Below are 13,487 nucleotides of genomic sequence, written 5' to 3' on the forward strand. Positions count from 1 at the left end.
GCCAAGGACCCCGGCCATCTGTCTTCACTTTGCCGTCACACGTAGCGGAACACGCCGATGGCGTAGACTACGGAGATGGCAAGAGCCCACCACAGGTTGGGCCCACCGAACCCAAGCCATGCAAGATGAATGAACGCTGCGCCGAGCAGCGAAAGGAAAAGCCGGTCACCGCGCGTCGTCTCGAAGCGCAGGATTCCGATCCGCGGATTGCCGCCCGGCACCGCATATTCCCATACCCCCATGCCGATCAGCAGCAATGCGATGACGATGAAGAAAGCGGCCGTCGGCCAAGTCCACGCCATCCATGAAAAATCGGGCAGCGAAAAGCTCATCAAACTCTCCCCAGGGCGAAGCCCTTTGCGATGTAATTGCGCACAAACCAGATCACCAGCGCCCCCGGGATCAGGGTCAGAACACCCGCGGCGGCCAGCAGGCCCCAATCCATGCCGGATGCAGAGACGGTGCGGGTCATGGTGGCGGCAATCGGCTTCGCGTCGGTCGTCGTCAGCGTTCGCGCGATCAGCAACTCGACCCAAGAGAACATGAAGCAGAAGAAGCAGGCGACACCTATGCCGCTCGCAATCAGCGGCGTGAAGATCTTCAGGAAGAACCGCGGGAACGAGTAGCCATCGATATAGGCCGTCTCGTCGATTTCCTTCGGCACGCCGGACATAAAGCCTTCAAGGATCCAGACCGCCAGCGGTACGTTGAAGAGGCAATGCGCCAATGCCACGGCGATGTGTGTATCGATCAATCCAAAGGCTGAGTAGAGCTGGAAGAACGGCAGGGCAAAGACTGCCGGCGGCGCCATCCGGTTCGTCAACAACCAAAAGAACAGATGCTTGTCGCCAAGGAACCGATATCGGGAGAAAGCATAGGCCGCCGGCAGCGCGGCTGCCACCGATATCACCATGTTCATGACGACATAGCTGATTGAATTGATATAGCCGGAATACCACGCCTTCTCCGTGAAGATCGTCACGTAATTGGCGATCGTCGGATTATGAGGATAAAGCGTCAGAGAGTTGACGATTTCCGCATTGGTCTTGAAGCTCATGTTGACGAGCCAATAGATCGGCAGCAGGAGCACGATGATATAGATCGTCGGAACCAGCCACCACCAGCGCGATTCCTCGCCCCGCCGGCGCATCAGACGGCTGACTTCATCGGCGGAGAGCCCGCTTGCGACACTGGTAACGCCTGGGATGTTTCGGCTCGATGTCGTTTCGTTGGAGACGCTCATTTCAATTCTCCGCGTCGTGGCTGGTCATGACGGTGTAGAACACCCACGAAAGCAGCAGGATGATCAGGAAATAAACCAGCGACATGGCAGCTGCCGGACCGAGATCAAACTGTCCGAGGGCGGTCTTGACCAGATCGATCGACAGGAAAGTGGTCGAGTTGCCCGGACCGCCACCCGTGACGACAAAAGGCTCGGTGTAGATCATGAAACTATCCATGAAACGCAGCAGCACGGCGATCAGAAGAACGCGCTTCATCTTCGGTAGCTGGATATAGCGGAACACTGCCCAACGGGACGCACCGTCGATCTTGGCTGCCTGATAGAAAGCGTCTGGAATGGAAACGAGGCCGGCATAGCAGAGCAAGACGACCAGGCTCGTCCAGTGCCAGACATCCATGATGATGATCGTCACCCAGGCGTCGAGCGGATCCTGCACATAGTTGTAATCAATGCCGATGGCGTTGACGTAATAGCCGAACAAACCAATGTCGTTGCGGCCGAACACCTGCCAGATCGTGCCGACCACGTTCCATGGGATCAACAGCGGCAGTGCCATCAGAACCAGGCATACCGGCACGCCGATACCTGATTTCGGCATGTTGAGCGCAATGAAGATACCGAGCGGAATCTCAAGAGCGAGAATGATCAGCGAAAAAATCAGGTTTCGCTGCAGCGCGGCCCAGAATCGGTCGGAATGCAGGATTTCGGTAAACCAGTCCGTTCCGTTCCAGAAGAACTGGTTGTTTCCGAAAGTGTCCTGAACGGAATAGTTCACAACCGTCATCAACGGAATGACCGCCGAGAAAGCCACCAGCACGAGGACCGGCAGAACCAGAAACCAGGCTTTGTTGTTCCAGGTTTTTTCCATGATCAAGCCTCCGGTCCGGCGCGCCAAGAGTCGGCATAGATACTGATGCCCGATGGCTCGAAGGTCACCCGGGGATCAGCCGGAATGTCCTCGTCCTCAGGAACGACGATCGCGATCGGCTGGCCGGCAAATTGCGCGCGGACAATCTTCTGGCGGCCGATATCTTCCACCTTGCTGACCGTCACAGGCATGCCCTCGCGGCCGAACCGGATAAATTCGGGCCGGATTCCAAGCTCTACCTTGGCCGCTGCCGAAGTCTTTGGCGCATAGTCGAGCGTCAGCGCGTGCTCACCGACTCGAACCGTACTGCCCTCAACCTTGGCCGGCATGAAGTTCATGCCCGGCGAACCGATGAAATAGCCGACGAAGGTATGGCTCGGACGCTCGAAGAGTTCGGCCGGTGTGCCGATCTGCACGATCTCGCCATCATACATCACCACGACTTTGTCGGCGAAGGTCAGCGCTTCCGTCTGGTCATGCGTGACATAGACCATGGTGAAACCGAACTGCTTATGCAGCCGCTTCAGCTGCGATCGCAGCACCCATTTCATGTGCGGATCGATAACGGTGAGCGGCTCGTCAAAGAGAATCGCGTTCACATCCGAGCGCACGAGACCACGGCCGAGCGAGATCTTCTGCTTTTGGTCCGCCGTCAAACCGCGCGCACGTCGCTTGGCCCAGTCGGCAAGATCGATCATCTCGAGGATTTCACGGACGCGCCGGTCGACATCCGCCTCGGCCACGCCGCGGTTGCGCAGGGGGAAGGCGAGGTTGTCGTAGACCGTCATCGTGTCGTAGATGACCGGAAACTGGAATACCTGCGCAATATTTCGCTGCTGCGTCGGCAGGTTCGTAACATCCTGTCCGTCGAAAAGAATTCGCCCTTCGGACGGCTGAATGAGGCCGGAAATGATATTGAGCAGCGAGGTCTTTCCGCAGCCCGAAGGTCCGAGCAGCGCATAGGCGCCGCCATCGTTCCACTCGTGGTGCACTTCCTTGAGAGCGTAGTCCTTCTCGCTCTTCGGATTCGGCCCATAGGCATGGCGAATATGATCGAGGGTGATACGTGCCATGATCTTCTCCTAGCCCCCTTGCCTGGCGGTGGTGATCGCCCGGCCGTCCGCGCCGAACGCCATCAGGTGGCGCGTATCGATGAAAACGGAGATGTCCGTGTCCGGGTCGATATTGTGGATGCCGTGCGCAAGCATCACCCAGCGGGTGCCGGCAAATTGCAGATGAACAAAACTTTCCGACCCGGTGATCTCCGAAACCTGTGTTCGTGCCGTCATCCGCGCCGCACCAGCCGTCTGGGCGGTTGGTGCAAGATGATGCGGGTGAAATGCTATGGTTGCCGGCCCGTCCGGCACGTTCTCAAGATGCGGCGGCACGGTAAAAATCACAGCGCCATCGCGCAGGAAATTGCCGTCCGATTTGACCAGATCAATAAAATTCAGCGGCGGATCGGCAAAGGTTTTTGCCGTCGTCAGATCGAGCGGATTGCGATAGACCTCGATCGTCGGGCCGAACTGCGTGATCCGACCCTCGCTGAGCGCTGCCGTATTGCCACCCAGCAACAAGGCTTCGGAGGGTTCCGTCGTGGCATAGACGAAGATCGCGCCGGACTGCGCGAAGATGCGCGGCAATTCCTGCCGCAGCTCCTCACGCAGCTTGTAGTCGAGGTTGGCAAGCGGCTCGTCCATCAAAACAAGGCTCGCATTCTTCACGAGTGCACGGGCAAGTGCGGTGCGCTGCTGCTGGCCGCCGGAGAGGTTGAGCGGCGTACGATCGAGATAAGGCCCGAGTTTCAGAAGTTCGGCAGCCTTGCGCACCTCCAGATCGATGGTCTTGGCATCCTTGCCGGCAATCCGCAGCGGCGAGGCAATATTCTCGTAGACCGTCAATGCGGGATAATTGATGAACTGCTGGTAGACCATGGCGATGTTGCGCTTCTGGACAGGCATACCTGTCACGTCAGCACCATCAAAATGGATTGTACCGGTTGTCGGCCGATCAAGGCCGGCCATCAGACGCATCAACGAGGTCTTGCCCGACAATGTCGGCCCAAGCAGAACGTTTAGCGTTCCTCTTTCAAAAACAAGATCGGTCGGGTGGATATGATAGTCTCCTCCCACCATCTTTGCGGCCTTCCGCAGTTCCAGCATTCCTGTTCCCGTGCCTCCACGCATCGGGGACCACATGCTGCCCTTATCCGGCCATCGCCGGTATGGCAGCCATGTACTCCTCCAGTGACTGAGCCTGCTCCTTCGAAAGGCGCAGACCATCCTTTGTTCTCCTCCACAGCACGTCTTCAGCGTGCCGGGCCCATTCATGTTCGACGAGATAGGTGACCTCGGCCTCGTAGAGATCGCCACCGAACAGCCGTCCGAGATCGTCGACGCCGCGGGCTTCACCGAGCAGCGCCTTGGTTCTGGTTCCGTAGCGGCGCACCAGCCGACGGGCATGCGGGTCGGCGAGGAACGGATAACGCCGCTTCAGATCGGCAACCTCGGCATCGTAACCACGGACCGGGAAGTCGCCGCCCGGCAGATGGCTCTTGGCCGTCCACGGGGCACCCTTGACGCCGATCGCAGCACCGATCTTCTCCAGCGCATGTTCGGAAAGCCGGCGATAGGTGGTGAGCTTGCCGCCGAAGACGTTAAGTAGCGGTGCACTACTCCCCTCGCCGTCCAGCTTCAGCACATAGTCACGCGTCGCCTCCTGCGCCTTCGAGGCGCCGTCGTCATAAAGCGGCCTGACCGCGGAATAGGTCCAGACGATATCCTCCGGCCTGACCGGCTCCTTGAAATATTCCGACGCCGCATTGCACAGATAGATGGTCTCCTCATCGGAGATCCGAACATCCTTGGGATCGGCGGTGTAATCGCGGTCGGTGGTGCCGATCAGCGTAAAGTCGCCCTCATAAGGAATGGCAAAGATGATGCGGTTGTCGGGATTCTGAAAGAAATAGGCGCGCGGACCATCGAACTTTTTCTTCACGACGATATGGCTGCCCTGGACGAGGCGGACGTGGTGAGCCTCGTTCTGGCCGAAGGCGGAGCGGATGACATGGTCGACCCAAGGACCAGCAGCATTGACCAGCACGCGGGCCTGGTGGTTGTCATTGCGGCCGGTCAGCGTATCGGTGGTCTCGATAAGCCAGAGGCCATTCTCGCGCCTTGCCGACACCACCTTGGTGCGCGGCATGATGGTCGCCCCCTTGTCGGCGGCATCACGCGCATTCAGCACCACCATGCGGGCATCGTCGACCCAGCCGTCGGAATATTCGAAAGCCTTGGCAAATAGCGCTTTCAGCGGCTTGCCGGCCGGATCGCGGCGCATGTCGAGGACTGCCGTCGGTGGCAGCAGCTTACGGCCGCCGAGATGGTCGTAAAGGAAGAGGCCGAGCCGGATCAGCCAGGCCGGCCGGATGCCGCCCTTATGGTAGGGCAGCACGAAACGCAGCGGCCAGATGATGTGCGGCGCCATCGCCCAGAGGATCTCGCGCTCCATCAGCGATTCTCGAACCAGGCGGAACTCGTAATGCTCGAGATAACGCAGGCCGCCATGAATGAGCTTGGTGGCGCCCGACGAGGTGCCCGAAGCAAAGTCGTTCATCTCCGCCAGCGCCACGGAGTAGCCGCGACCGACGGCATCGCGCGCAATGCCGCAGCCGTTGATGCCGCCACCGATGACGAATATGTCGTGTGTCTCCCGGCCCAATATCCCCTCCGAGCCTGATGCGGATTTCGCATCGCACAAAACTTGCGCAATTGCGAAAGTAAAGACAGTTAAAACGAAAGGGATACGAATGTCAAACGAATGTTTCGCGGCTGAAAATTCAGAGCAGCGCCGACATCATGTTCTAGCGAAACCTGCCATTCGTTTCGATCAACTTCACATTGTTTTCGAGGCAGAGATTGCGGATCGACGGCACCGGACAGTGGTCGGTGATGAAGGTATGAACCTGGGAAAGTTGGCCGATCCTGACTGGCGCGGTGCGTTCGAACTTCGTCGAATCCGCAACCAGAATGACATGTCGGGCGTTGGCGATGATCGCCTGGGCGACCTTGACCTCGCGAAAATCATAGTCGAGAAGCGCTCCATCCACGTCAATCGCCGACGCGCCGATCACGGCGTAGTCGACCTTGAACTGGCGGATGAAATCGACGGCCGCCTCACCGACGATCCCACCGTCCGAACCGCGCACCACACCGCCGGCGATGACCACTTCGATCGCCGGAAAAAGGCGCAACCTGTTGGCAACATTGATGTTATTGGTAATCACCATCAGCTCGTGATGATCGGCGAGTGCCTCGCCCACCGCCTCGGTCGTCGTTCCGATATTGATGAACAGCGAGGCCCCGCTCGGAATCAGCTCGACCGCGGCCATGCCGATCGCCTGTTTCTCGGACGCAGCGATCTGGCGGCGCGCCTCGTACTTGACGTTCTCGGTCCCGCTCGGGAATGTCGCGCCGCCGTGGATGCGCGTCAGCACCTGCGCATCGCAGAGATCGTTCAGGTCCTTGCGGATCGTCTGAGGTGTCACTGAAAAGCGGGACGCGAGCTCCTCGACCAGGACCCTGCCGCTCGATTTCGCTATCGCCACGATTTCAGTTTGCCGGTCGGTCAAGAACATGCGCGCGCACCTTTCGATCTGCTTTCGTTTTAAAGAAAGCGAACGCCTGCGCAATGCCTATCTGTTACCGGATCCCCTTCCGAGGCGAATTTGCGGCTATCGCTTCCGCATCACATTGACGACCAGCACACCGAGGATCGCCATCACGCCACCGACCGCGCCAAGCGCCGTCGGCGTCTCACCCAGCCAGAGGAAACCGATCAGCGTGGCGACCGGCGGAACGCCATAAAGGAAATTCGAAGCGCGGGCGGCCGTCAGCCGCTTCAGCGCGATCGCCCAAGTGAGGTAGCCGATCGCGGTCGGGAAGATGACGAGATAGGCAACACCCCAGTTCACCTCTGCCGGGGCGGCGGCCAGCGCCTGGACCGTAGCCGGCACAGCCGGAAACAGCGGCACGGAACCGATGAGCAGAATCCAGGCAGTGACGGCAAGCGCCGGCATCCGGCCGAGCAATGGCTTCTGCAGCACGCTGGCGATCGCCGAGCAAAGTGCCGCGCCGAGGATGAGGACGGCATTCGGATCGAGCTTGAAACCGCCGTCCGAAGCAACCGCAATCAGCGCTACGCCGCCGAAGGAAACCGCAGTGCCAGCCCAACCCCAGCGGCCGAAGCGCTCGCCGAGCGCGAACGTGGCGATGAGGGCGGTGAACACGGGCATGGTGTTGATGATGAAGCTCGCCGGTCCTGCCGCAACTGTCTGCTCGCCGGTGTTCAACAGAACCGCGTAGGCGGCGATGAAGAGCACCGCCGCGATGGAAAGGCGGACGAAATCGCGTTTTTCCGGCAACGGCCGGTATATGACGAGGTAGACCAGCGCGATGGCGCCGGCTGCCACATAACGCGCGGTCGCCAGTTCGATCGGCGTCAGCGGTCCGAGACAGATGCGGATCACCACGAAGGAGGACGCCCAGAAGAGGATGGTGACGAGGATGGCGCCAAACGCCACCAGATCGAACCCGCCCTGCTGTTTCGTCAAAATCGGTGTGCTTGCCGCCATGCTCATTTTCGCCTCCATTATTCTTCGACAATGGATTAGGCCTTCCATGCGTGCTTGAAAAGCATCGCAATCGATGATCAAATGTGTCTATGGTTCACAGCTCGCCCGTGCTTCCGCCGCTCGATACGCTCGAGACCTTTGCCCGCGCCGCCCGGCTTGGATCGTTTTCAGCCGCGGCCGAGGAAAGCGGTATCACCCATGGCGCAGTGTCGCGGCAGGTCTCGCGCCTCGAGCGCTGGATGGGGGTGCGGCTGTTTGCACGCGAAGCCAGAGGTGTGCGGCTGACGCCGGAGGGCATGCGGTTTTTCGCGCGGGCGGAGGAAGCGCTTGCGCTGCTCGGCAATAGCGGCGAACGCTGGCTGCCTCGCCGCAATAAGGCGGTGGTGCGCCTTTCGGTGACACCCTCCGTCGCCTCTCTATGGCTGTTTCAGCGCCTGGCGAAGCTCGAAGGAAATGAGCTGCATGTCGAGCTGACGCTCGAACACCGGCTGGCGGATTTCGGTGAAGGCACCGACCTTGCCATCCGCTGCGGCAAAGGGCCGTGGGCCGGCGTGCGCGCCCTGTCGCTCTGGCAGGAGAAATCCTATCCCATCGCCGCCCCGGCCCTGGCAGATCGGCTGGGGCAGCGCTCCGATGCTGTTTCGCTGCTCGACCTGCCGATCCTGCACGACTCCAATATCGAAGGCTGGCGCCGCTGGCTCGCGCGCGAAGGCGTCGACTATACGCCGCGTGGCCACGACCGTCGCTTCGAGGATTACAATCTGGTCGTTGATGCCTGTGTACAAGGGCTCGGCATCGCTCTCGCCCGGCCACCGCTGTCGGATGCCGTGCTTGCGGCCGGGCGCGTCGTCGCCGTGTCGGATCGGACGCTCGACAATCATGTGGCCTTCCACCTGATTCGGCCGGACGATGCGCTCAGAAGCCCCGCCATCGAATTTGCCAGTCGCTTCCTGCGCGAAGCCAGCCACGACGAGGCGACGATCGCTGCTTTTATCGCACCCGGCCGGGCAAAGGCGTAGGCGGAAGACGCGCCGTCAGCGCTTCGGTCATCGCCGTTCGTTACTCTGCCGGAAACTGCAGACGCATTTCCTTCGCCAGTTCAAACCCAGCGGCCCGATAGACGGGCTCACCGGCATCCGAGGCATGGATGACGGCCGTCGTGCAGCCGAGAGACTTCAAATAGTCGAGGGCCTTGTTGGTCAGCGTCAATGCGATGCCGCGCCGGCGGAAGGCGTCGGCGACATAAACGGACCAGATATAGCCATGCAGCCGCTGTTCCGGCTGGATGATTTCCGGAAACGGTGATTGGTGCATCTGGCAGGATGCGGAACCGGCTATTTCACCGTCGACGATGGCAAGGAACGAAGTCAGACGTCGCTCCTCGCGACCAGTTCTGATGAAAGACAGGATCCGCGCCGCCGCATCGGGCCTGTAGTGTTCAGGTGGCGTACCGTAGCTGTCCCAGATCTTCAGGTGGTGTCCGACCAGGATCTCATCCTCGTCGGGCGTTGCCGTTCGAATATTCATCATGTCGTGATCCGGCCGGGGCATATCGGGGCGTACAATCGCGTTCGGAAGGGTGGCGCCCCTGCCGCGTCGCGGCGGGGGCGCCAAAGGCATATCAATTGTCGGCTGTCAGCGTCATCGAGGCACTGCCGGCCGCAACGTTGAGGCCAAGCTGGCCGGTCAGGCTCACCGTCTGCAGATGGATCGAGCCGGAAGTGCCGCCAATCAGGAGATTGGCGCCGACACCGGCCCCGAGCGTGGCTTCGGCAGTGGCGCCGACATAGAGGCCGGCGAGCGATCCGCGGTGATAACCGGCTGTCGGCGCGAACACGGCCCAGATCAGGCGGCTGCGTGTGGTAAAGCCAAGGTCGATGCCGAGCTTCCTCATCTCCCCTGTATAACGATCCGACAGCTCGTTGCCGACAGTCGACTGGAAGATGCAATCGGCTTCCTTGGATGAACCGAGCACATAACCCGTACCGCCGCCGATATCGCAGGTGAGGTAACCGATCTTGACACCATTGCGCAGGTCCGGCTCTTCATATGTCCTGGTTGCGAGGTCGGCGGCACTGACCGCCCCAGCGCCGGCCAGCGTCAACGAAACCGCGGCAAATGCCTTTGCAAGAATTTTGTTCATAAGTCTCTCCTTCTCAAATCGTGACGGGAGCATACCCGGCTACTCGCCACCAGATTCGGCAATAGATAACGGACGGAACTGCAAAACGATCCCGATCCGGTACCATCTTCACGTCGCCTGTCAGAGCGCAGAAGATGCGCAAGCGACAAACACGCTTACGGTTCACGCCCCATTGGGACATTTCGAAGGCACTAATTCGCGCCATCCGGTTATTTCGAGATGTTGTCAGGAATGGTTGCCGGAAAGGCACGATCCTGAGCGCCGTCAAATTTCTGCGGGGGCACGGCTTTATTTTGGCCGGCCCGAACCACGACGACCGCATCGGCCGAAGCGAACTCTGTGTCAACGCACATTTCGCGACCGCTACCATGGGTCAATACAGAAAAACCCGGCGATGTGTTCGCCGGGTTTTTATACTGTTCTACTCGCGCTATACTCTTCGCATGAAGCGCATGACGAGCGATACGACGAACAGCACCAGGAAAATGAAGAACAGAACCTGGGCAATAGAGGCTGAAGCTCCTGCTATACCGCCAAATCCGAGGACGCCGGCAATCAAGGCCACAACGAGAAACACCAGAGCGTAATAAAGCATCGCAATCTCCTTTTACGTTGCTGCGGAGATAACGGAAGCCGCCCCATTTGGTTCCCTGCCCGTCTCACGGCCGGCAGATGCGACGTCGCATAGGTCAGCCGAAATGAACGGCGCCGCTGACCATCCGGTCGCCTTCATTCGGCTCGGGAGGCTCGGCCGCATCGAGATAGGCCTTGAGCGGCCCGGTCAGCACGAACCAGATGCTTGCTCCCAGCATGAAACAGGCCCCTGCCGGATCGTCGATGCGGGCAATGAAAGGAAGGCCGGCGGCGGCGAACAGGACGATGATGCGCACCGACCACTCGGCTTCACGTTTGGCGATGGCGCGCGCTCGCAGCGATTTGTATTGCCGGGCGCCATAACCGCCTCCCCGCGCCTTCATCGACGAAAGCAGTTTTCGTGCTGACGGCAACGCCAGCATGATCAGCGCGGCAACACCGAGCGCGAAAGGTTTGCCGGCCAGGACCTGCCAGCTGGCGATCAGGAGAAAGGAGAGCACGACGAGATTCCATGTCGGCTCCAACAACTCCGGCGGTTGCCGCGTGCGGAGATGCCAGCTCCGTAGCAAGCCTGCCGCGCCATGCAGTAGCGGCTGATCGATAAAGCGATTGATCCAGTCCATGCGGTTGCGCCCGTCCCCGATTGCATGAAGAGGGCTCCGAACACCATGGAATTTGGTCATCATCGTGGCAATAACAGCCGAATCCGTTCTTTGCGTAAAGGAAGCGGCTTGCCAAGGCCCTCGACGGCGGCGTTAGCGCAGCTCCTGCGCGACCTCCCAGACATGGCCGGACGGATCGGCAAAGGCCGCCGTACGGCGGCCCCATGGACGATCGATCGGACCATTGAGCAGCTTGACACCGAGTTTGCGCAGGTCCGCGCAGACCCCGTCGACATCATCGACCTTGATCGTGAGCAAGACGCGACTGCCCGAAGCGGATGCCGCTACCGGTGAGGGATCGACCAGCTGCGGCGCTTCCGCAACCTTGAGCAGATTGACCATCGTTCCCGAAAATTTCAGGACCGAGCATACCGTATCCTGATAGACGACATCGGCGGCAAAGACCTTTTGATAGAATGCCCTCGCCGCGTCGATATCGTCGACGAACAGGGTAATAACCTCGATCCTATCCAGCAGCATGGGCATTTCTCCTTTGTTGCTCCGATCGTCCACCGATGTCGATGGCCGGGCTCTCTGCTGGTCGCTTCGAGCCTGGCGGTTTCGACATGTTGGGAAAACAATCGTCAGCTCCGCAGACCAGGCGCCTCGTGGCCGGTGCGCGCCACATATTCCGTGTAGCCGCCGCCATATTGGTGGACGCCCTCGGGCGTCAGCTCCAGCACCCGGTTGGAGAGTGCGGCGAGGAAATGCCGGTCGTGCGAAACGAACAGCATGGTGCCCTCATATTGCGACAGCGCCTTGATCAGCATCTCCTTGGTGTCGAGGTCGAGATGGTTCGTCGGCTCGTCGAGGACCAGCAGGTTCGGCGGGTCGAACAGCATGATGGCCATGACCAGACGCGCCTTCTCGCCGCCGGACAATACGCGGCACCGCTTCTCGACATCGTCGCCGGAAAAGCCGAAACACCCCGCGAGCGCCCGCAAAGGCCCCTGCCCCGCCTGTGGGAACCGGTCTTCCAGCGATTGGAAGACGGTGTGCTCGCCGTCGAGAATATCCATGGCGTGCTGGGCGAAATATCCCATCTTGACGCTGGCGCCGAGAGCGACGCTGCCTTCATCGGGCTCGGCGGTCCCCGTCACCAGCTTCAGCAGTGTCGACTTGCCGGCGCCGTTTATGCCCATGATGCACCAGCGTTCCCGGCGCCGCACCATGAAATCCAGTCCTTCATAGATGCTTCGACTGCCGTATTTCTTGTGCACGTTCTTGAGGTTGATCACATCTTCGCCGGATCGTGGCGCCGGCTGAAACTCGAAGGAGACCACCTGACGGCGCTTGGGCGGCTCCACCCGGTCGATCTTCTCTAGCTTCTTGACGCGGCTCTGCACCTGCGAGGCATGCGAGGCGCGCGCCTTGAACCGCTCGATGAACTTGATTTCCTTTGCGAGCATCGCCTGCTGGCGTTCGAACTGGGCCTGCTGCTGCTTTTCGTTCTGCGCCCGCTGCTGTTCGTAGAATTCGTAGTCGCCCGAATAGGTCGTCAGCGTGCCGCCATCGATCTCGATGATCTTGGTGATGATGCGGTTCATGAACTCGCGGTCATGCGAGGTCATCAGCAGCGCGCCCTCGTAGCCTTTCAGGAACTCCTCCAGCCAGATCAGGCTTTCGAGATCCAGATGGTTGCTCGGCTCGTCGAGCAGCATGACATCGGGACGCATGAGCAGGATGCGGGCGAGCGCCACGCGCATCTTCCAACCGCCCGAGAGGGCGCCGACATCGCCGTCCATCATCTCCTGGCTGAAGCTTAAGCCCGCGAGCACTTCGCGGGCGCGTCCTTCCAGCGAATAGCCGTCCAGTTCCTCGTAGCGCGCCTGCACCTCGCCGTAGCGCTCGATGATGTTATCCATGTCGTCGGCCTGCTCGGGGTCGGCCATGGCCGCCTCGAGCTCACGCAGTTCGCCGGCAACGATGCTAACCGGGCCGGCGCCGTTCATCACCTCGGCGACGGCACTGTGGCCCGCCATCTCGCCGACGTCCTGGTTGAAATAGCCAATGGTGACGCCCTTTTCGCAGGAGACCTGCCCTTCATCCGGCTGCTCCTCGCCGTTGATCATCCGGAAAATCGTCGTCTTGCCGGCGCCGTTCGGACCGACGAGGCCGATCTTCTCTCCCTTGTTGAGTGCTGCGGACGCCTCGATGAAGAGGATGCGGTGGCTGAGCTGCTTGCTGATGTTCTCAATACGGATCATGATTTACGCGGGGCCTGGAGAAGGAGGTTTTGGCGCGCTTATGCCATGCGGGGAAACCGCAGGATAGCCCTGTTCCCACCCTCTCGATCAAGAGTATGACGCCGAAAGGTGTGAGTGGTTTTCGGGCGACGTCATGCT

The 13,487-nt window shown here is 60.3% G+C and carries 15 protein-coding genes; 1 reads left to right on the forward strand and 14 read right to left on the reverse strand.

Going from position 1 to position 13,487, the window contains the following annotated elements; all coding sequences use genetic code 11:
* Window positions 1-35 precede the first annotated feature (35 nt).
* From RCCGE510_RS31405 to RCCGE510_RS31440, 8 genes are all read right to left on the reverse strand, one after another.
* Window positions 36-332 (reverse strand): DUF2160 domain-containing protein, encoded by a 297-nt coding sequence (locus tag RCCGE510_RS31405; protein WP_007637177.1) that lies wholly within the window; start codon window positions 330-332, stop codon window positions 36-38.
* Window positions 332-1,243 (reverse strand): carbohydrate ABC transporter permease, encoded by a 912-nt coding sequence (locus RCCGE510_RS31410; RefSeq protein ID WP_037080590.1) that lies wholly within the window; start codon window positions 1,241-1,243, stop codon window positions 332-334. The genes RCCGE510_RS31405 and RCCGE510_RS31410 overlap by 1 nt, the downstream gene beginning before the upstream one ends.
* A gap of 1 nt (window position 1,244) precedes the next feature.
* Window positions 1,245-2,111 carry a sugar ABC transporter permease gene (locus RCCGE510_RS31415; RefSeq protein WP_007637179.1) on the reverse strand — a complete coding sequence of 289 codons (867 nt, stop codon included), beginning with the start codon at window positions 2,109-2,111 and terminating at the stop codon, window positions 1,245-1,247.
* Between the two features lie 2 nt (window positions 2,112-2,113).
* Window positions 2,114-3,184, reverse strand: coding sequence for an ABC transporter ATP-binding protein (locus RCCGE510_RS31420; protein WP_007637183.1), 1,071 nt, complete (start codon window positions 3,182-3,184; stop codon window positions 2,114-2,116).
* Window positions 3,185-3,193: 9 nt separating this feature from the next.
* Complete coding sequence (locus RCCGE510_RS31425) at window positions 3,194-4,273, reverse strand: ABC transporter ATP-binding protein (protein WP_007637184.1); 1,080 nt, start codon at window positions 4,271-4,273, stop codon at window positions 3,194-3,196.
* 43 nt (window positions 4,274-4,316) lie between these two features.
* Complete coding sequence (glpD, locus tag RCCGE510_RS31430) at window positions 4,317-5,831, reverse strand: glycerol-3-phosphate dehydrogenase (protein WP_007637185.1); 1,515 nt, start codon at window positions 5,829-5,831, stop codon at window positions 4,317-4,319.
* Between the two features lie 142 nt (window positions 5,832-5,973).
* Window positions 5,974-6,747 carry a DeoR/GlpR family DNA-binding transcription regulator gene (locus RCCGE510_RS31435; RefSeq protein WP_007637186.1) on the reverse strand — a complete coding sequence of 258 codons (774 nt, stop codon included), beginning with the start codon at window positions 6,745-6,747 and terminating at the stop codon, window positions 5,974-5,976.
* Between the two features lie 96 nt (window positions 6,748-6,843).
* Window positions 6,844-7,761, reverse strand: coding sequence for a DMT family transporter (locus RCCGE510_RS31440; protein ID WP_007637187.1), 918 nt, complete (start codon window positions 7,759-7,761; stop codon window positions 6,844-6,846).
* A gap of 71 nt (window positions 7,762-7,832) precedes the next feature.
* Here RCCGE510_RS31440 and RCCGE510_RS31445 point away from each other — a divergent pair, with 71 nt between their 5' ends.
* A complete protein-coding gene (locus RCCGE510_RS31445; RefSeq protein WP_007637189.1) occupies window positions 7,833-8,762 on the forward strand; it encodes a LysR family transcriptional regulator in 930 nt (309 codons plus the stop codon).
* 40 nt (window positions 8,763-8,802) lie between these two features.
* Here the strand turns inward: RCCGE510_RS31445 and RCCGE510_RS31450 are convergent, their stop codons facing one another.
* The 6 genes from RCCGE510_RS31450 to RCCGE510_RS31475 form a co-directional block, all read right to left on the reverse strand.
* Entirely contained in the window at window positions 8,803-9,270 is a 468-nt protein-coding gene (locus tag RCCGE510_RS31450) for a GNAT family N-acetyltransferase (RefSeq protein ID WP_240539732.1), read from the reverse strand.
* A 94-nt stretch (window positions 9,271-9,364) separates the two neighbouring features.
* Window positions 9,365-9,886: a DUF992 domain-containing protein gene (locus RCCGE510_RS31455; RefSeq protein WP_007637193.1), complete on the reverse strand. Its 522-nt coding sequence runs from the start codon at window positions 9,884-9,886 to the stop codon at window positions 9,365-9,367.
* A 430-nt stretch (window positions 9,887-10,316) separates the two neighbouring features.
* On the reverse strand, window positions 10,317-10,481 hold the full coding sequence (locus tag RCCGE510_RS34330; protein ID WP_003571841.1) for a DUF1328 domain-containing protein: 165 nt from the start codon (window positions 10,479-10,481) through the stop codon (window positions 10,317-10,319).
* A 94-nt stretch (window positions 10,482-10,575) separates the two neighbouring features.
* Complete coding sequence (locus RCCGE510_RS31465; RefSeq protein WP_037080598.1) at window positions 10,576-11,166, reverse strand: hypothetical protein; 591 nt, start codon at window positions 11,164-11,166, stop codon at window positions 10,576-10,578.
* Window positions 11,167-11,235: 69 nt separating this feature from the next.
* The gene (locus RCCGE510_RS31470; protein ID WP_037080602.1) at window positions 11,236-11,628 is read right to left on the reverse strand and encodes a VOC family protein; all 393 of its coding nucleotides are present in this window, start codon (window positions 11,626-11,628) and stop codon (window positions 11,236-11,238) included.
* Between the two features lie 98 nt (window positions 11,629-11,726).
* Window positions 11,727-13,349 carry an ABC-F family ATP-binding cassette domain-containing protein gene (locus RCCGE510_RS31475; RefSeq protein ID WP_007637213.1) on the reverse strand — a complete coding sequence of 541 codons (1,623 nt, stop codon included), beginning with the start codon at window positions 13,347-13,349 and terminating at the stop codon, window positions 11,727-11,729.
* Between the last annotated feature and the right edge of the window lie 138 nt (window positions 13,350-13,487).

This window comes from Rhizobium sp. CCGE 510, assembly GCF_000292525.1.
Taxonomy (GTDB): Bacteria; Pseudomonadota; Alphaproteobacteria; order Rhizobiales; family Rhizobiaceae; genus Rhizobium.

What these genes read in the sequence shown, in the direction of transcription:
- RCCGE510_RS31450 (WP_240539732.1), bottom strand. Translation starts at nt 9,270, where the DNA reads ATGAATATTCGAACGGCAACGCCCGACGAGGATGAGATCCTGGTCGGA.
- RCCGE510_RS31425 (WP_007637184.1), bottom strand. Translation starts at nt 4,273, where the DNA reads ATGCTGGAACTGCGGAAGGCCGCAAAGATGGTGGGAGGAGACTATCAT.
- RCCGE510_RS31455 (WP_007637193.1), bottom strand. Translation starts at nt 9,886, where the DNA reads ATGAACAAAATTCTTGCAAAGGCATTTGCCGCGGTTTCGTTGACGCTG.
- RCCGE510_RS31470 (WP_037080602.1), bottom strand. Translation starts at nt 11,628, where the DNA reads ATGCCCATGCTGCTGGATAGGATCGAGGTTATTACCCTGTTCGTCGAC.
- RCCGE510_RS31440 (WP_007637187.1), bottom strand. Translation starts at nt 7,761, where the DNA reads ATGGAGGCGAAAATGAGCATGGCGGCAAGCACACCGATTTTGACGAAA.
- RCCGE510_RS31475 (WP_007637213.1), bottom strand. Translation starts at nt 13,349, where the DNA reads ATGATCCGTATTGAGAACATCAGCAAGCAGCTCAGCCACCGCATCCTC.
- RCCGE510_RS31405 (WP_007637177.1), bottom strand. Translation starts at nt 332, where the DNA reads ATGAGCTTTTCGCTGCCCGATTTTTCATGGATGGCGTGGACTTGGCCG.
- RCCGE510_RS34330 (WP_003571841.1), bottom strand. Translation starts at nt 10,481, where the DNA reads ATGCTTTATTACGCTCTGGTGTTTCTCGTTGTGGCCTTGATTGCCGGC.
- RCCGE510_RS31420 (WP_007637183.1), bottom strand. Translation starts at nt 3,184, where the DNA reads ATGGCACGTATCACCCTCGATCATATTCGCCATGCCTATGGGCCGAAT.
- RCCGE510_RS31435 (WP_007637186.1), bottom strand. Translation starts at nt 6,747, where the DNA reads ATGTTCTTGACCGACCGGCAAACTGAAATCGTGGCGATAGCGAAATCG.
- RCCGE510_RS31465 (WP_037080598.1), bottom strand. Translation starts at nt 11,166, where the DNA reads ATGATGACCAAATTCCATGGTGTTCGGAGCCCTCTTCATGCAATCGGG.
- RCCGE510_RS31410 (WP_037080590.1), bottom strand. Translation starts at nt 1,243, where the DNA reads ATGAGCGTCTCCAACGAAACGACATCGAGCCGAAACATCCCAGGCGTT.
- RCCGE510_RS31445 (WP_007637189.1), top strand. Translation starts at nt 7,833, where the DNA reads ATGGTTCACAGCTCGCCCGTGCTTCCGCCGCTCGATACGCTCGAGACC.
- RCCGE510_RS31415 (WP_007637179.1), bottom strand. Translation starts at nt 2,111, where the DNA reads ATGGAAAAAACCTGGAACAACAAAGCCTGGTTTCTGGTTCTGCCGGTC.